At 68.5% G+C, this 15,681-nt stretch carries 17 protein-coding genes and 3 tRNA genes; 2 read left to right on the top strand and 18 right to left on the bottom strand.

Annotated features, from left to right (window positions below; genetic code table 11):
- Positions 1-8 precede the first annotated feature (8 nt).
- Positions 9-1,937 carry a DUF1800 domain-containing protein gene (locus FHW12_RS00605; protein ID WP_182529051.1) on the bottom strand — a complete coding sequence of 643 codons (1,929 nt, stop codon included), beginning with the start codon at positions 1,935-1,937 and terminating at the stop codon, positions 9-11.
- 321 nt (positions 1,938-2,258) lie between these two features.
- Between FHW12_RS00605 and FHW12_RS00600 the strand changes: the two genes are divergently transcribed.
- On the top strand, positions 2,259-2,723 hold the full coding sequence (locus FHW12_RS00600) for a helix-turn-helix domain-containing protein (protein ID WP_182529050.1): 465 nt from the start codon (positions 2,259-2,261) through the stop codon (positions 2,721-2,723).
- Between the two features lie 196 nt (positions 2,724-2,919).
- Here the strand turns inward: FHW12_RS00600 and FHW12_RS00595 are convergent.
- The 13 genes from FHW12_RS00595 to apbC all read right to left on the bottom strand — a co-directional run bounded on the left by FHW12_RS00595 (position 2,920) and on the right by apbC (position 13,119).
- Positions 2,920-3,006, bottom strand: a tRNA-Leu gene (locus FHW12_RS00595).
- 171 nt (positions 3,007-3,177) lie between these two features.
- Positions 3,178-3,251 (bottom strand) — tRNA-Cys (locus tag FHW12_RS00590).
- Between the two features lie 86 nt (positions 3,252-3,337).
- Positions 3,338-3,413, bottom strand: a tRNA-Gly gene (locus FHW12_RS00585).
- Positions 3,414-3,530: 117 nt separating this feature from the next.
- Positions 3,531-4,091 (bottom strand): CDP-diacylglycerol--glycerol-3-phosphate 3-phosphatidyltransferase, encoded by a 561-nt coding sequence (gene pgsA / locus FHW12_RS00580; RefSeq protein ID WP_182529049.1) that lies wholly within the window; start codon positions 4,089-4,091, stop codon positions 3,531-3,533.
- A gap of 16 nt (positions 4,092-4,107) precedes the next feature.
- Positions 4,108-6,060 carry an excinuclease ABC subunit UvrC gene (uvrC, locus tag FHW12_RS00575; RefSeq protein ID WP_182529048.1) on the bottom strand — a complete coding sequence of 651 codons (1,953 nt, stop codon included), beginning with the start codon at positions 6,058-6,060 and terminating at the stop codon, positions 4,108-4,110.
- A 64-nt stretch (positions 6,061-6,124) separates the two neighbouring features.
- Positions 6,125-7,552, bottom strand: coding sequence for an alkyl hydroperoxide reductase (locus tag FHW12_RS00570; protein ID WP_182529047.1), 1,428 nt, complete (start codon positions 7,550-7,552; stop codon positions 6,125-6,127).
- Between the two features lies 1 nt (position 7,553).
- Positions 7,554-8,024 carry a low molecular weight protein-tyrosine-phosphatase gene (locus FHW12_RS00565; protein ID WP_182529046.1) on the bottom strand — a complete coding sequence of 157 codons (471 nt, stop codon included), beginning with the start codon at positions 8,022-8,024 and terminating at the stop codon, positions 7,554-7,556.
- A gap of 138 nt (positions 8,025-8,162) precedes the next feature.
- Positions 8,163-8,933, bottom strand: coding sequence for a 3-deoxy-manno-octulosonate cytidylyltransferase (gene kdsB, locus FHW12_RS00560; protein ID WP_182529045.1), 771 nt, complete (start codon positions 8,931-8,933; stop codon positions 8,163-8,165).
- Positions 8,934-9,142: 209 nt separating this feature from the next.
- Complete coding sequence (locus FHW12_RS00555; protein ID WP_182529044.1) at positions 9,143-9,820, bottom strand: hypothetical protein; 678 nt, start codon at positions 9,818-9,820, stop codon at positions 9,143-9,145.
- A 133-nt stretch (positions 9,821-9,953) separates the two neighbouring features.
- Entirely contained in the window at positions 9,954-10,382 is a 429-nt protein-coding gene (locus FHW12_RS00550) for a hypothetical protein (protein WP_182529043.1), read from the bottom strand.
- Positions 10,383-10,530: 148 nt separating this feature from the next.
- Complete coding sequence (locus tag FHW12_RS00545) at positions 10,531-10,944, bottom strand: hypothetical protein (RefSeq protein WP_182529042.1); 414 nt, start codon at positions 10,942-10,944, stop codon at positions 10,531-10,533.
- Positions 10,945-11,389: 445 nt separating this feature from the next.
- Positions 11,390-11,956, bottom strand: a complete 567-nt coding sequence (gene dcd, locus FHW12_RS00540) for a dCTP deaminase (protein ID WP_182529041.1) — start codon at positions 11,954-11,956, stop codon at positions 11,390-11,392.
- 71 nt (positions 11,957-12,027) lie between these two features.
- Complete coding sequence (gene apbC / locus FHW12_RS00535) at positions 12,028-13,119, bottom strand: iron-sulfur cluster carrier protein ApbC (RefSeq protein WP_182529040.1); 1,092 nt, start codon at positions 13,117-13,119, stop codon at positions 12,028-12,030.
- Between the two features lie 128 nt (positions 13,120-13,247).
- Here apbC and FHW12_RS00530 point away from each other — a divergent pair, with 128 nt between their 5' ends.
- Positions 13,248-13,694 (top strand): DUF2147 domain-containing protein, encoded by a 447-nt coding sequence (locus tag FHW12_RS00530; RefSeq protein WP_182529039.1) that lies wholly within the window; start codon positions 13,248-13,250, stop codon positions 13,692-13,694.
- A 231-nt stretch (positions 13,695-13,925) separates the two neighbouring features.
- On the opposite strand, the gene FHW12_RS00525 is transcribed toward FHW12_RS00530, so the two are convergent.
- From FHW12_RS00525 to FHW12_RS00510, 4 genes are all read right to left on the bottom strand, one after another.
- Entirely contained in the window at positions 13,926-14,369 is a 444-nt protein-coding gene (locus FHW12_RS00525) for a hypothetical protein (protein ID WP_182529038.1), read from the bottom strand.
- Positions 14,370-14,502: 133 nt separating this feature from the next.
- Positions 14,503-14,859, bottom strand: a complete 357-nt coding sequence (locus FHW12_RS00520; protein ID WP_182529037.1) for a hypothetical protein — start codon at positions 14,857-14,859, stop codon at positions 14,503-14,505.
- On the bottom strand, positions 14,834-15,223 hold the full coding sequence (locus FHW12_RS00515) for an immunity protein Imm33 domain-containing protein (protein WP_220484272.1): 390 nt from the start codon (positions 15,221-15,223) through the stop codon (positions 14,834-14,836). Before FHW12_RS00515 ends, FHW12_RS00520 begins: the two co-directional genes overlap by 26 nt.
- Positions 15,210-15,518, bottom strand: a complete 309-nt coding sequence (locus FHW12_RS00510) for a hypothetical protein (protein ID WP_182529036.1) — start codon at positions 15,516-15,518, stop codon at positions 15,210-15,212. Before FHW12_RS00510 ends, FHW12_RS00515 begins: the two co-directional genes overlap by 14 nt.
- Positions 15,519-15,681 lie beyond the last annotated feature (163 nt).

Raw genomic sequence — 15,681 nt, 5'->3', positions numbered from 1 at the left:
GGCGGCTCCTACTTCTGGACCATGTATTCAGGGGAATTGAAGACGAGATAGAGCGCCGTGTGGATGCGCCACAGCCGCCAGTCGGTCACGCCTTCGGTCCAGCTCGAATCGATGCGGTTGAGGTACGCCAGCAGCGTCTGGCGCATGAACGGCGACATCTGGCCGGACATGAAGCGCTTGCTGTACGCGTCGACGAGGCGATCGGCCGGGTCGGCCGCGCCGCCGTTGCCGCTGCCCGCGAGCGCGAGATCCTTCGCGTGGTTGACCTTGACTTCGCCGAAGTCGTCGCCGGCGTCGCACACCTGCGCGACGTCGAAGTAGAACGCGCGTCCTTCGACGCTGTTCACGGTGTTGGCGATGACGCTCTCGGTCTGCAGCTGGAATTCCGGCCCGACCAGGCCGTTCGTGGTCATCTCGCCCGGCGGCAGGTAGCTCGGCTTGAAGAAGTTGAACACCGAGAACGCGTTCATCGGCGCCTGCGCGATGCCCGAACCGTACTGGTCGTCGTCGGTGCCCCAGCCGGTCACGTAGCCCGCGTAGCGGTACGGCTGGTTCGCGTAGTGGTTCTGCAGGCCGCCCTGGGTGAAGTCGCGGCCGCAGGTGTGGCGCGCGTCCATCGCGCGCCAGAAATGCGTCAGCGCGAGCAGTGGTTCGCGCAGCTTGCCGTACTTGTCGCTGTAGGCCTGGCCGTAGCGCGCTTCCGGATCGAGCAGGATCGCCTGCGCGACTGCACGCAACTGGTTCGGGCTCGCGCGGTTCGCGTTGAACACGTCGGCGACGCGCTTGACGTAGGCCGGGCTCGGATTGCTCGTGACGAGGCGCTGGATCAGCTGCTTCGCGATGAACGGGCCGACGTTCGGATGGCCGTAGATGTTGTCGAGCGCGAACTGCAGGTCGCTCGCGGCGCTGCCGCCGTCGGCGAGCACGCCGCCGGCCTGCGCGCCGGGATAGGCGAGCAATTGCTTGGAATGCAGGTCGTTCGGACCGGTGCCGTTGTCGTGGTAGCTCGGATCGCCGTTGTTCGGCTGGTTCGGCTGGTCGTACGGCACCATCGGGTGCAGCCAGTTCTCGCCGGTGGTGTAGTCGGGGCCGCAATCGGTGAAGTTGTCGAAGCCGTTGTCGTCGCAGTCGTACCAGTTCCAGCCGGTGAACACGTGCGCGAACGCGGAGATCGTCGCCTGCGAATAGGTCGGGATCGGATGGCCACCACCGTCGAGCTGCGGCGTACCGTCGGCCTTCAGCATGACCAGGCCGACGCTGAACAGCTGGTTGATCTCGCGGGCGTAGTTCTCGTCGGGATGGATGTTGCGCGAAGGATCGGCACGCTGGTTGCCGCGCATGTTGAGGTAGGTGCCCATCGCCGGGCTCAACGTCACCTTCTCGAGCAGGGTGCGGTAGTTGCCGAACGCATTCGCCACGAGGATGTCGTAGTAGTACGCGATGCTCGTCGGGAACTCGGCGAGCTGCGCGTTCTGGTCCGAGACGACGAGGATCTCGCTCAGCGCGAACGCGATGCGCTGGCGCAGCTGGTCGCTGTGGATCAGCGCGTTGTTGGCGGGATCCGGTCCGCCAAGCGCGCCGAGGAACCACGCCTCGCGCCGGTTCTGATGCCCGACCTGCTCGTGCAGCGTGTCGCCGACCCAGTCGAGGTAGGTCATCTCGAGGCTCTGCGGCGCGGCGAACTGCTCGTTCAGCCAGGCCTGGTAGCCGACCGCGCGCAGGTGCGCGATGTCGGCGTCGGTCGGTCCGAATGTCGCCTGCGCGAGGAAGCGCGACGCGTCGGCATCGTTCGCCGGCCCGGCGGCGGCGCCGTCGAAGCCGTCGTGGAGCATCGCGTCGGGTCTGTGCGATTGCGCGAGCGCCGACGCGCCGGATGCGGCGCACACGAGCATCACCGCGAGGCACAGGAGCCTGCGGACGTTCCTTGATACCGTCATCTGTTGTCTCCCTTCCCCAGCTCCACGCGAGCGCCGACGCGGATGGCCGACGCGACTGTAGCCACAGTCACGTAACTGAACGGTGCGTCAGGCCACAAAGCGAACGTCGACCCGCTCACAGGTCGTTTTCAGCGGATATGCGGTCGTGTCCGCCCGTACTGGGGGTTGACCGGGCGCCGGTCCGCTGGTCGCCGCCCGACCACCACCGATTCCGCGGCCCGCGGCCGGCGGCGATTTCCCCGCCTCGCCCGCGCGTTTTCGCGATTTAGCCCGTTGCGGATATGCTAGCCGCCGCAACGCTCCCTCCCCTGAGATTCCAAAATGCCCAATATCGCCACGTTCCTCAAAGCGGAAATCACCCGACTCGCGCGCAAGGAAATCCGCGGTGAAATCGGTACGCTGCGCAAATCGAGCGCCGCGCATCGGCGCGACATCGCCGCGCTCAAACGCGAAATCGCGAACCTGCAGCGACAGAACAAGCAGCTCTCCCGGCGCGCCTCGAGCACTTCCGAAGCGGCTGCCGACGAGGGCGACGGCGAGGTCAGGAACCGCTTCTCGGCGAAGGGATTCAAGTCGCTGCGCGCGCGACTGGGCCTGTCCGCCGACCAGCTGGCAACCCTGCTCGGCGCGAGCATGCAATCGGTCTACAACTGGGAACACGGCAAGACCGTGCCGCGCGCGAACCAGGTCGCGGCGATCGCCGCGCTGCGCACGATCGGCAAGAAGGAAGCGATGCGCCGCCTCGAAGAAGCGCAGGCGCCGGCGAAAGGTTCGCGCAAGCGCTGAGCCGCACGGGCACGCACACCCAGCCGTCACGCCCGCGACTGCGAGCGGGAACCCGCCGCATCGGTAGCGATCGCATCAGGTCAACCTTGGATCCCGCTCGTGCGGGATGACGACTCGGGACTTCGTCGACCCGGCCGTCCGGCGCAGCGTCGTCGCCGCCGAATCGAATGGCGGCTCGCGTTGCGAGCGCACCGAGTGGTGCCCGGACCCGGACTCGAACCGGGATGACCTTGCGGTCGAGGGATTTTAAGTCCCTTGCGGCTACCGATTTCGCCATCCGGGCGGCGTACGACGCGATGGTAGCGTCTGTGCGCGCGGAGCGCGCGCCATCGGCACGATGGCGCGCCACGCCATCGCGGGCAACCTCCGATGCTCCTTGCGCGGATCGCAGGGCACAAAAAAACCCGCATCGCTGCGGGTTCTTCGTCACCGGCATCGCGTGGCGCGATGCGAGTGGAGGCTTGGGTCGGAATCGAACCGGCGTACGCGGATTTGCAGTCCGCTGCATGACCACTCTGCCACCAAGCCGTGATGGTACGCATCACTCGCGCCGTGCATCTTGCGACGTCCGGCAGAAAAACGAAACCCCGGCGTGCCGGGGTTTCATCTGAATCTGGAGCGGGAAACGAGACTCGAACTCGCGACCCCGACCTTGGCAAGGTCGTGCTCTACCAACTGAGCTATTCCCGCGTGGGACGCGCATAATACGGTTTGGCGCGCGGGTGTCAAGCTTCGATTTGCGATCATCCGTGATCGCGCGTGCGAGAGCGGCCATCCTGGCCGCACTTCTCGTGAACAGCCCGCAAATCAGCGCTGCTGACGCAGGATCGGCCACGCCGCGCGCACGTACTGCAAGCCCGACCAGATCGTGAGCCCCGCCGCCAGCACGAGCAGCGCTTCGCCGACGTGGAACAGGCGCAGCCCTTCGAGGTCGTGCTGGTAGAGAAGCACGACGATCGCGACGATCTGCATGAGCGTCTTGATCTTGCCGACGGCGGCGACGCGCACGGTCGCGCGCTCGCCGATCTCGGCCATCCACTCGCGCAGCGCCGAGATGCTGATCTCGCGCCCGACGATCACCGCGCTCGTGACCGCCATCAGCGGCGTCGGGTTCTCCTGCACGAGCAGGAACAGCGTGATCGCGACCATCAGCTTGTCGGCGACCGGGTCGAGGAAGGCTCCGAACGCCGAGCCCATGTTCCAGCGCCGCGCGACCCAGCCGTCGAGCCAGTCGGTGATCGCCGCGGCGATGAAGATCAGCGCGGCGGCGACGTTGGCGCCACGGAACGGCGCGTAGAACGCGATCACCATCACCGGCAGCAGCAGGATGCGGAACAGGGTCAGCGCGGTCGGGATCGTGATGTACATCGGTCGTTCGGTTCGCTTATCCGTGGAAGGTCGCGTAGATGCGTTCGGCCAGCTGTCTACTGATCCCACTGACCTGCATGAGTTCCTCGACGCCGGCCTTCGACAGGCCGCCGAGGCCACCGAAGTGCTTGAGCAGCGCCGCGCGCCGGCGCGCGCCGACGCCGGCGATTTCCTCCAGCGTACTCGCTTCGCGCGCCTTCTCGCGCCGGCCGCGGTGACCCGTGATCGCGAACCGGTGCGCCTCGTCACGCACCGCCTGCACGAGGTGCGAGGCGGGCGACTCCGGCCCTGGGAACAGCGTGCGGCCGGAACGGCCGACGATCAAGGTTTCGTCGCCCGAACGGCGCGCCTCGCCCTTGGCGACGCCGACCACCGGCACGCCTTCGAGGCCGAGTTCGTTCAGCACGTCGAGCGCCTGCTGCAGCTGGCCCTTGCCGCCATCGATGAGCAGCAGGTCGGGCAGGCGCGCCATCAGCGGCGGCTTCGCCGGCGTCGCCGTGGCGATCGGCGCGCCCTGCCCGCCCTCGGCGGCGGGTTCCTGCGCGAGCGCGGCCGACGCGGCGATCGATTCGCGCCGGAAGCGCCGTTGCAGTGCCTGACGCATAGCGGCGTAGTCGTCGCCCGGGGTGATACCGGTGATGTTGAAGCGGCGGTACTGCGACTTTTCCGGCCCTTCCGGCCCGAACACGACGCACGAGGCGACGGTCGCCTCGCCCATCGTGTGGCTGATGTCGAAGCACTCGATGCGCTGCGGCGTCTCGTCGAGCTCGAGCAGGTCGCGCAGCGCCTCGAAGCGGTTGAGCAAGGTCTGCCGGCTCGCCAGGCGCGACGCGAGCGCCGCTTCGGCGTTGCGCCGCGCGAGGTCGAGGAAGCGCGCGCGTTCGCTGCGCACGCTCGCCTTGATCTCGACCGCGTGGCCCGCGTGGCCGGCGAGCGCCTCGGCGAGTGGCCCGGCGTCCTCGGGCGCGTGGCTCACGATCAGTTCGGCCGGCACCGGGCGTTCGAGGTAGTACTGCGCGATGAACGAGCCGAGGATCGCCGCGTCGTCGGCGGCGCCGGCGAGGCGCGGGAAGAAGTCGCGCGAGCCGAGGCTGACGCCGTTGCGGAAGAACAGCACGCTCACGCAGGCGATGCCGCCGCGGATCGCGCAGGCGATCACGTCCATGTCCGCGCTCGCGCCCTGCACGTAGTGGCGCGCCTGCACGCGCTTGACCGCGGCGATCTGGTCGCGCACGACCGCGGCGCGCTCGAACGCGAGGTCGGCGCTCAAGCGCTCCATCGTCGCGACGAGTTCGTCCATGACCGCGCCGGCGCGCCCGTCGAGGAACATCTCGGCGTGGCGCACGTCGGCGGCGTAGTCCTCCGGCGCGACGAGGCCGACGCACGGCGCCGTGCAGCGGCCGATCTGGTGCTGCAGGCACGGCCGCGAGCGGTTGCGGAAATAGCTGTCCTCGCAGTTGCGGATGCGGAACAGCTTCTGGATGAGGTCGAGGCTCTCGCGCACCGCGCCCGCGCTCGGGAACGGCCCGAAGTAGCGGCCCTTGCCGCTGCGTGCGCCGCGATGGAACGCGAGCCGCGGGAAGCGCTCCGACGGCGGCGCCGACGGATCGAGCGCGGCGCGCGACGGATCCGCGGTCAAGTGGATGTACGGGTAGCTCTTGTCGTCGCGCAGCACGATGTTGTAGCGCGGCTTGAGGCTCTTGATCAGCTGCGCCTCGAGCAGCAGCGCCTCGGCCTCGGTGCGCGTGACCGTGGTTTCCATGCGCGCGATCTGGCCGACCATCGCGGCGATGCGCGGGTCCATCTTCGGCTTGAGGAAGTAGCTGCCGACGCGCTTCTTGAGGTTGCCGGCCTTGCCGACGTAGAGCAGCTCGTCGTCGGCGTCGAACATGCGATAGACGCCGGGCGCGCCGGTCAGGGTCCGGACGAAGACCTTGCCGTCGAACGGCGGAGCGGAAACGGATGACATGCGCTGAGTGTATTGCGCCCGCGCGCGAATGTCGGCGTCACGCGCGCGATCGGCGACGACCGACTCAGGTCTCGCCGACCGGCACGCGGCGCAGCGCGCCGTTGGCGAGGTCGATCGCGAGGATCTCGTGCTGGTTCGTATTGGCGATCCACAGCGTGTTGCGCGCGACGCCGAGCGCGTGCGGCTCGCGCAGCGGATGCGCCATGCGCAACGGCCGCGTCTCGCCGCTGCGCCGGCTGACCAGCCTGATCGCGTCGTTGTAGCTGTCGGCGACGTAGAGCAGGCCGCGCGGGTCGGCCGCGAGCGCGAGCGGATTCTGCAGGCGCGCCTCCGCACGCGCGCCGGTCGCGTCGCCGAACGCGTACAGGCCGTGGCCGAGCACGGTGTCGACGCGGCCGCTGTCGACGTCGACCGCGCGGATCGCCGACGATGCCGCGTCGGCGACGACGAGTTCGCGGCCGATCACCGCGAGCCCGCTCGGCTGCGCGAACGCGGCCTCGTTGCCGCTGCCGTCGGCGAGGCCCATGTCGCCGGTGCCGGCGAGCACCGAAACGAGCCCGGTGGCGAGGTCGAAGCGCCAGACCTGGTGCTGCCCGGCGACGGCGACGAAGAGGTCGTCGCCGACCACCGCGAGGCCGAGCGGCGTGTTCAGCGCGGTCGAAGCCGCCTCCGCCGCGAGCGGGCGCGAGCGCCCCGCGCGCGCGGTGCCGAGCGCGGTGTCGACCTCGCCGCTGACGAGATCGACGCGTCGCACGCAGTGGTTGCCGCTGTCGGCGACGTACAACGCGTTGCCCTTGCGCGCGAGCCCGTGCGGCTGGCGAAAGCACGCGAGCGCAGGGACACCGTCGGCATGGCCCGCGTTGCCGCTGCCGAACACGCGCAGCACGCGGCCGTCGTGGCTGCATTCGAGCACGCGATCGTGGCCGGTATCGGCGACGAACAGGCGTTGTTCGTCGACGAGCAGACCGCTCGGGAACGCGAGCACGCCGCTCGCTTCCGGGCGCGCGACCGCTTCGCTCGGCTCGTACACGCGCTGGTCGTGCGCGGCCGCTTCGTCGAGCAGCGCGCCGACATGCGCCTCGATCTCCGCGCGGCGGCCCTCGCCCGCGTACACCGCGGCGAGCCGGCCCGTCGCATCGACGATCGCGACGCTCGGCCACGCTTCGATCGCATAGTCCTGCCAGACGCGGAAGCCATGGTCGTTCGCGACCGGGTGGCGCAGGCGATGGCGATTCACCGCGCGCAGCAGCGTGTCGCCGTCGTGCTGGTGCGGGTACTTCGGGCAGTGCACGCCGATCACGACGAGGCCGTCGTGATGCAGCTCCTCGAGCCGGCGCAGGTCGGACGCGAGGTTCCAGCTGTTGACGTTGTCGTAGCTCCAGAACCAGAGCAGCACGACGCGCCCGCGCAAGGTGTCCAGGCGCGGCGGCGTCGCGGTGTTGACCCACTCGAGATCGACCGGCAGCGGCGTTGCGGGTCGGCGCTCGCTCATGTCAGCCGTGCCGCGCCTTCGGTGATCGCAGCCGGCGGATCAACCCTTCGACACCCTTGCGCGACAGCTCGACGACACGGTCGAAGTCGCGCGCGCTGCCGTAGTACGGGTCGGGCAGTTCGGTGTCGCCGAGGAACAGCGTCGGCGCGACACCGAGGCCGCGATGGAACCGCTGCAACGCGCGCAGGTTCATGCGGTCCATCGCGAACACGAGGTCGAAGCGCTCGAAATCCGCGCTCGTGACCTGGCGCGCACGCAGTTCGGCGATGTCGTAGCCGTACGCGGCCGCGGCGCGGATCGCGCGCTCGTCCGGCGGTTCACCGACGTGGTAGTCCTCGGTGCCGGCCGAATCGACGTCGACGTCGAGGCCGGCACGCGCGAATTCGGCACGCGCGATCCCCTCCGCCGTCGGCGAACGGCAGATGTTGCCCATGCAGATGAAGAGAATCCGCTGTCTCGCGTTGGTATCCATCGACTTGCGCCAGAAGTCCCTCTCAGCGAAGCGTCCGGAAACATGCCACTACGCGACCACATAATCAATCGCTCGGGCGAGTGATGCAGAGCGCGCGCAGGCCGGTCGCCGGTCGAAAAAGGCCGCCGTGCGGGCGCATCAGCCGCGAGCAAGCAGGCGCTCGACGCGCGCGAGGTCCTCGGGCGTGTCGACGCCGGCCGGGAACGGCTCCGGCGCGATGCGCACCGCGATCGCGTGGCCGTGTTCGAGCGCGCGCAGTTGTTCGAGCGATTCGCACCGTTCGAGCGGCGTCGGCGCAAGCGTGGAGAAGCGGCGCAGGAAGCCGGCGCGATAGGCGTAGATGCCGATGTGGCGCAGGAACGGCACGCCGGCCGGCAATGCATCGCGACGCTGCGCGAACGCGTCGCGCGGCCACGGCAGTGGCGCGCGGCTGAAATACAGCGCGCGGCCGTCGGCGCGGCGCACGAGCTTGACGCAGTTCGGATCGAACAGTTCTTCGCTGCCGGCGAGCGGCGTCGCGAGCGTCGCCATCGGCGCATCGTCCTCGACCAGCGCCTGCGCGACCGCGCGTATCCCGCTCGCGGGCGCGAGCGGCTCGTCGCCCTGCAGGTTCACGACGATCGCGTCGTCGGGCCAGCCGAGCATGGTCGCGACTTCGGCGAGCCGATCGCTGCCCGAGGCATGGTCCGCGCGCGTCATCGCGACGCGCACGCCGCTGTGCGCGAGCGCGGCTTCGATGCGCGCGTCGTCGGTCGCGACGACCACCTCGGCCGCGCCGGCCGCGCGCGCGCGACGCGCGACGTGCACGACCATCGGCTCGCCCGCGATCGGCAGCAGCGGCTTGCCCGGCAGGCGCGTCGAGCCGTAGCGGGCGGGGATCGCGACGATGAAGGGAGCGTCGGTCGGCATCGGTCGAGGCGTCGTGAGGATCGCCGCAGCCTAGCGGACGGTGGCGCGCGTCGACAACCACGCGGTGCCGCGTCCGCGGCGGGACCGGCAGCCACCATGCCGGCGTCATGCCCGTGCAAGCGGGCATCCATCGTGCTTTCGAGGAATGTGAAGATGGATTCCCGCGACGCGGGAATGACGTCATCGCATGGTCGCAGCCATGCGCCGCTTCAGCAGCCCTCGCCCGCCTTCGCCTCGCGCGTGACTTCGAGCACGAGATCGCCGGTCGCCGCGAACGGCAGCTTCGTCTTGACCGCATCGGTCGTGTAGTAGAAGCCGCCCTGCGTCGGGGCCTTCACCGCTTCGCGCACTTCCGACTCGTACGACTTGCCGACCGCGTCGGGCGCGGTCGCGACCGCGATGCGCCGCACCTTGTCGAGCGTCACGCAGCCGAGCAGGCGCGACTTGCGGAACGGGCGGATGTCCAGGTGCAGCGGCTTGACCTCGACCGGTGCTCGGAAATCGTCGCCCTCGATCACGTACAGCAGCGGCTTGAATACGACGTTGCCGTGACCGGCCGGATTCTTCCGCGCGATCACCTGCACGCGCACCGCCGCGTGCTCGAGTTCCTCCGGCAGCTCGATCACGCGATAGCGGCTCTTGCCCTTGCTGAAGTCGTTCTCGGGCGCCTCGTCGTCGATGTCGAAGCTCACGCGCGTGCCGGGCGGCAGGGCGATCGGCCCCTTCGCGGACGCCTTGACCTCGGGCACCGGCTGTTTCGGCGTACCGAACAGGCGATCCTTCCAGTCACCGAAAGTCTCGCTGACGAAGCGGAGCGGATTGGCCGCGTGCGCGCTGGCACAGGCGGCGAGAAGGAGGATGGCGAACAGCGGTGTCTGGCGGGGCATCGTCTCGGGAGGTCGATTCGTTCGAACGGTCGGGTCGCTTGCAACACGTCGCGACGCACGCCTCCACCAACCCCTCGCGGGGCCCGTGCGTCGCGAACCTGCGCGCGCCGCGAGACGCGGCGCGCGCCTGGATTCAGTTGCCCGCGGGCTTCTCGGTCGGCGCCGGTGCGGCCGCGGCCGGCTGGCCGTCGGTCGCGGACGGGTTCTCGATCGCCGGCGCGGCGGCCGGGCGATCCGGCTGCGGGATCTCCTTGAGATCGCCGCCGTCCTGCTCGAACGACTTCAGGCCGAGCGTCTTCGCGATCGAGCCGATCACGCGACGCTGCTCGTCGCTGCCGCCGCGCTTGAGGACGATGCCGGTGATGTGGTCGTCGTCGCGCAGGCCGCCCATGTAGCCGTACAACTCGGCCTTGCCCATGATCGAGCCGTCGATCGAATACTTGTCGCCCTTGACCGGCTGTACCATCGCGTTGCCGTCGCGGATGTCCGAACGCGCGAACGCGGAGCCGGCGGCGGCGAGGGAAAGGGCGAGCGCGAGTGCGCGCATCATCTGGGTCTTCACGTGTGCTGTCTCCATGGAATCAATGCGGACCGTCGTGCGAAACGTGCGGCGGGATGCGCCGGGGTTAGGACGAGTCCAATGGTTCGTTCTCGTCGGTCGCATCCGGCGCGAGCCGCACGCGACGTCCGACATCAGGGCACGGCGTGCCTCACTTCTTCTCGGCTTCTTCCTTGGTCTGCGCGCGCAGCTCGGAGATCGAACCGTCCTTCTCCTGAAGGAACGCGCTGAACTTCATCTCGTAGGCGATGCGTGCGAGCGCAATGATGTGCTCGTTCTTCACCTTCTCCTTCTCGCCTCGCTTGAGCAGCACGCTGCCCATCGGCAGCTTTTCTTCCTGGCGGTAGCGGAATGCGCTCTTGAGGTCTTCCGAATTGAGCGGCGCGCCGTCGAAATCGAACTGGTTGTCCTTGTCCGCGACGATCGTGACGTCGAAGCTCGACGGCACGTTCGGTGCCGGCACCGTGTCCGGACGGGCGCGATCACCGCCGCAGGCGACGAGCAGGCTGGCCAGCAGCGCGAGGGCGCCGCCGCGCAGGATCGATCCGATCGGGAAACTCCGCATGGCTCCAGGGACTCCGTTATTTCGAGAACATCAAGCCTATCACCACCGCCGCGCGCGCGGCAGGGCGGGCGTTGGCGGCGGTTCACGCTCGGGCCCGCCACCGCCATCGTAGGGTGGGACGCAGCGGCGCGAGCGCGCCTGTGCTCGCGAGGTGGATGGCCCGCGAGTCCCACCGTACGGTGATCGCATGGCGGCGCTCGATCGCCGCCGACAACCGCGGTGGGACTCGCCGCTGCGCGGCTGCGTCCTGCCCTACGCGATCGCGTTTCGTGGCGCCCGGTGGGACTCGCGGATTGAACGCCTCGCACGTACGTGTGGGTCGCGCCGCTGCGTCCCACCCTACGCGATCGCGTTTCGTGGCGCCCGGTGGGACTCGCGGATTGAGTGCCTCGCACGCACGTGCGGGTCGCGCCGCTGCGCCCCACCCTACGGATCGATGCGCGCGTCAGGCGGTCGGCAGGGTGACGCCGGTCTGGCCCATGTACTTGCCGCCGCGGTCCTTGTAGCTCGTCTCGCATTCCTCGTCGGATTCGAGGAACAGCATCTGCGCGACGCCCTCGTTGGCGTAGATGCGCGCCGGCAGCGGCGTCGTGTTGGAGAACTCGAGCGTGACGTGCCCTTCCCATTCCGGCTCGAGCGGCGTCACGTTGACGATGATGCCGCAGCGCGCATACGTGCTCTTGCCGAGACAGATCGTCAGCACCTTGCGCGGGATGCGGAAGTACTCGACCGTGCGCGCGAGCGCGAACGAGTTCGGCGGGATGATGCAGACGTCGGATTTCACGTCGACGAAGCTGCGCTCGTCGAAATGCTTGGGGTCGACGATGGTCGAGTTGATGTTCGTGAACACCTTGAACTCGTCCGCGCAGCGCACGTCGTAGCCGTAGCTCGAGGTGCCGTACGACACCAGTCGCTGGCCCTCGCGCTGCTTCACCTGCTGCGCCGCGAACGGCTCGATCATGCCGTGCTGTTCCGCCATGCGGCGGATCCAACGGTCGGATTTGATGGACATGGACTCGGTCTTTCCCGTTCAGTGCAATGGATGCCCGCTTGCGCGGGCACGGCGTTCGGTATCCGGACGGCTCAGGTGTTCTGCACGACGATCTTCGGGAACGCGATCGCCTTGTTGCGCGCGCGCAGGGCGAGGCGTCCCGCCGCGTTGCGCGCGATCTCGCGGTAGCGCGCCGCGAGGTCGGAATCGGGCATCGCGGCGACCGTCGGCGTGCCGCCGTCGGCCTGTTCGCGGATGCGGATGTCGAGCGGCAGGTCACCGAGCAGCGGCACGTCGTACTGCGCGGCCATGCGCGCGCCACCGCCCTCGCCGAACACGTGCTCTTCGTGGCCGCAGTTCGTGCAGATGTGCGTCGCCATGTTCTCGACGATGCCGAGCACGGGCACGTTGACCTTCTCGAACATCTTGAGCGCCTTCTTCGCGTCGAGCAGCGCGATGTCCTGCGGCGTCGTCACGATGATCGCGCCGGACACCGGGATGCGCTGGCACAGCGTGAGCTGGATGTCGCCCGTGCCCGGCGGCAGGTCGACGACGAGGTAATCGAGATCGGACCAGTTCGTCTCGCCGAGCATCTGCTGCAGCGCCTGCGTCGCCATCGGCCCGCGCCAGATCATCGCGGTGTCTTCCTCGATCATCAGGCCGATCGACATCGCCTGCACGCCGTGCGCGAGTTTGGGCTCGATGCGCTTGCCGTCCTTCGTGTCCGGCTTGCCTTCGAGGCCGAGCATGCGCACCTGGCTCGGGCCGTAGATGTCCGCGTCGAGCACGCCGACGCTCGCGCCTTCGGCCTTCAGCGCGAGGGCGAGGTTGGCCGCGACCGTCGACTTGCCGACGCCGCCCTTGCCCGAGGCCACCGCGATCACGTTCTTCACGCCCGGCAGCGGCGTCAGCCCCTGCTGCACCTCGTGTGCGACGACGCGGCAGGCGACGCCGACCGCCGCGTGCGCGATCGCCGCGTCCGCCTCGAGCGCGCGCTTCACCGTGTCGGCGAGCGCGGCCTGCGCGGACAGCGCCGGATACCCGAGCACGATGTCGACCGAGACGTCGCTGCCGGACACGCCGACGCCACGCACCGCGCCGCCCGCGACGAGGTCCTTGCCGGTATGCGGGTCGACGATGCCGGCGAGGATCTGCCGGGCGCGTGCTTCGAGGGATTCGCTCATGCGGGGAGAGGCACCGGGGAAACGCACATTATGCCAGCGATGGCCGCGCGTCCGCTGCGCCGCGCCTTGACGGCCACCCGACCACACGGCACCGTGCGGTGGACACGTCCAAGCCCGGAGACCGCGCCATGTCGTACCGCACGCCCGCCCTGCTCGCCCTCGCCCTGCTCGCCGGCGCGCCGGCCTTCGCCGCGGAGAACACGCCGGTCGGCACCTGGACCACGATCGACGACGCGACCGGCAAGCCGAAGTCGATCGTGCAGATCACCGAAGCCAACGGCAAGCTCGAAGGCAAGGTGCTCGAGGTGCTGCAGTCCGAACAGGGCCCGCACCCGGTGTGCAAGGCCTGCGACGGCGAACGCAAGGACAAGCCGGTCGAAGGCATGGTCATCCTGTGGGACGTCGAGAAGGACGGCGACGTTTGGGACGGCGGCCGCATCCTCGACCCGAAGAACGGCAAGACCTACAAGGTGAAGCTCACGATGATGGACGGCGGGCAGAAGCTCGACGTGCATGGCTACATCGGCTTCGCCCTGCTCGGCCGCTCGCAGGTGTGGGAGCGCAAGTCGCCCTGAGGTCGCGATCGCCTCGACGAGGAGCGATCGCCCCCAACGATGAGCTGTGGGAGCGGCGGAAGCCGCGATGCGCTTGCAACGGAAGCATCGCGGCTTCCGCCGCTCCCACAGGTGTTTCTCGTCGGGCTGGACCCTTGACCCAATCACGACAAGTCCGGTCGCACGCTCGACCGATCAGTTGCAGCTATCGTGGTAGGGGCGGCTTCAGCCGCGACGCTTTCAGTGGCTCCCTCACGTGTCGTACTCGCCACTGTCCCACGGCTCGAAGAACGCCATGTAGTTGCCCGGCTGCATCTCGACCGCCCACTCGTCGTCCTCGTCTTCCGGCGCGCGCGCGATCAGGCCGAACTCGAGGCCGAACCGTTCGATGCCGAACGGCGCGACTTCCACGCGCTCGAACGATGCGTCGCCGAGGCTCGCGAGCCGCTCGGCGTACTTGCGGCGTCGTGCGTCGTCGTTGCTCCCGCGCGGACCGAAGCTGTCGATCTTCGCCTGGATGAGCTGCCCGGCCGCGTCGAAGACGTACAGCGCGACGAACTCGCAACCCGGGTTGTCGCCGAGCGCGGGATCGAACGGGTTGGTGAGGATGAACTGGCGACCGTCGGGCGTGCGGCCGACGTGTTCGGCGTGGTAGTCGTCGTGGTCGATCGCGACGAGGTCGGGGCGGCCTTCCATGGAAGCTCCTGCGAATTCGGAAGCGACGATGCTAACGCGCTTCACGTCGACAGCGCATGCCCACCGACCGATCCGCGCCGCGGTCGCGAGGCGCTCCCACGGACAGGACAGCACGGCAACGCCATTCCGTTGATCAAAAAAGCATCAACGCAATGCCGCTGACCTGACCGCGAGCAGGTTTTTCCTGACTGCGAATCGGTATTGGGTGTTTCGCATCGGCGAAAACCTGCTTTGGATCAGCTCTGCGGCTTTCCCGAGCAGGTCGCGGGAATTCCGGATGACGGTCGGACCTGCTTCGTGTCAGGAAATTCCTGACCGCGATCAGGTCCCGCGCATTTCGTGTCGGCGGAAACGTGCTTTGTCCCGGCTCGACGAGCTCATCGAGCAGGTCCGCGGTATTCCGGGTGGCAGCGGCGCTGCTCCGCATCGGCAAATTCCTGCTCGCGTCCTGCTCGCCCGGCAAATCATCCGGCCAGGAGTGCCATGTCATGCCAGACGTCCACATATCCCGGCGCCCAAAGCACGCGCCAACCCGGCGCCAACGCCAGATACGGAACCATCGCGGGAACGAGCCCCGCGAGGTGATGGACATGAAGGGGTTGGAAGAAGTCCGGGCTATCGGCCAACTCCCCGCCCCACACGTACCAGCCGCAGGTTCCGTTCTCGGCGAGGTGGCGCGCCGCATTGAGCGGGGTCCGCGAGAGGGTCGAGAGCGCGATACCCAAGCGCTCGTCCTTACCGGGAGGATCGAAGCTCGAGCCGAATTGCTCGCAGGTCTCCCTTTGCAACAAGGAGTGATTCATGCCGTCTCCCAGCTCGTTCCGCTGCGCGGCCAGCCCGTCAGGTTCTCGCATGCGATCTCCTGCGAAGGAGGAACAGCGGGTAGTACGCGATCTGGAACAGCGAGGGCTCCACTACGGCAACAGCCCACAACGACCAGGCCGGAAGCAAGGGATGTACGAGGTGGGACGAGATGATCGCGGCCGTGAGAACGCATAGCTGCGGCACGAGCGGGATCGTGGAAACGTGTCGCTTCACGCCTCGGCGATGGAAACGATGGCTGGCTGCGATGCAGCCCCAATTGAGCGCGGCGACCATCGCACCGAGCACGAGGAGCAATACGGAAAGAATGGCGAGGAATGTCTGCATGTCGACCCGTGGTCCGAATCAGGCCAGCCACGAAGGAGCCGCGACTTCGATGAAGCCAGGTACCAGACTATCCAGTCGGCACTGCGGTTGAAAGCAGGCACTGCGTGGGCCACAGGCAGGCAACCGTCGCACCGATGCGCCTGATAGGAGCGGCTTCAGCCGC

The organism is Dokdonella fugitiva (genome assembly GCF_014138265.1).
GTDB classification, from domain to species: domain Bacteria; phylum Pseudomonadota; class Gammaproteobacteria; order Xanthomonadales; family Rhodanobacteraceae; genus Dokdonella_A; species Dokdonella_A fugitiva_A.
This window is presented reverse-complemented; position numbering and strand designations above follow the sequence as displayed.

Bases quoted from the DNA above. Each gene is read 5' to 3' on its own strand.
- pgsA (WP_182529049.1), bottom strand. From the start codon at position 4,091: ATGTACATCACGATCCCGACCGCGCTGACCCTGTTCCGCATCCTGCTG.
- FHW12_RS00605 (WP_182529051.1), bottom strand. From the start codon at position 1,937: ATGACGGTATCAAGGAACGTCCGCAGGCTCCTGTGCCTCGCGGTGATG.
- FHW12_RS00565 (WP_182529046.1), bottom strand. From the start codon at position 8,024: ATGGATACCAACGCGAGACAGCGGATTCTCTTCATCTGCATGGGCAAC.
- FHW12_RS00545 (WP_182529042.1), bottom strand. From the start codon at position 10,944: ATGCGGAGTTTCCCGATCGGATCGATCCTGCGCGGCGGCGCCCTCGCG.
- apbC (WP_182529040.1), bottom strand. From the start codon at position 13,119: ATGAGCGAATCCCTCGAAGCACGCGCCCGGCAGATCCTCGCCGGCATC.
- FHW12_RS00525 (WP_182529038.1), bottom strand. From the start codon at position 14,369: ATGGAAGGCCGCCCCGACCTCGTCGCGATCGACCACGACGACTACCAC.
- FHW12_RS00600 (WP_182529050.1), top strand. From the start codon at position 2,259: ATGCCCAATATCGCCACGTTCCTCAAAGCGGAAATCACCCGACTCGCG.
- FHW12_RS00530 (WP_182529039.1), top strand. From the start codon at position 13,248: ATGTCGTACCGCACGCCCGCCCTGCTCGCCCTCGCCCTGCTCGCCGGC.
- uvrC (WP_182529048.1), bottom strand. From the start codon at position 6,060: ATGTCATCCGTTTCCGCTCCGCCGTTCGACGGCAAGGTCTTCGTCCGG.
- FHW12_RS00510 (WP_182529036.1), bottom strand. From the start codon at position 15,518: ATGCAGACATTCCTCGCCATTCTTTCCGTATTGCTCCTCGTGCTCGGT.
- dcd (WP_182529041.1), bottom strand. From the start codon at position 11,956: ATGTCCATCAAATCCGACCGTTGGATCCGCCGCATGGCGGAACAGCAC.
- FHW12_RS00520 (WP_182529037.1), bottom strand. From the start codon at position 14,859: ATGACATGGCACTCCTGGCCGGATGATTTGCCGGGCGAGCAGGACGCG.
- FHW12_RS00515 (WP_220484272.1), bottom strand. From the start codon at position 15,223: ATGCGAGAACCTGACGGGCTGGCCGCGCAGCGGAACGAGCTGGGAGAC.
- FHW12_RS00555 (WP_182529044.1), bottom strand. From the start codon at position 9,820: ATGCCCCGCCAGACACCGCTGTTCGCCATCCTCCTTCTCGCCGCCTGT.
- kdsB (WP_182529045.1), bottom strand. From the start codon at position 8,933: ATGCCGACCGACGCTCCCTTCATCGTCGCGATCCCCGCCCGCTACGGC.
- FHW12_RS00570 (WP_182529047.1), bottom strand. From the start codon at position 7,552: ATGAGCGAGCGCCGACCCGCAACGCCGCTGCCGGTCGATCTCGAGTGG.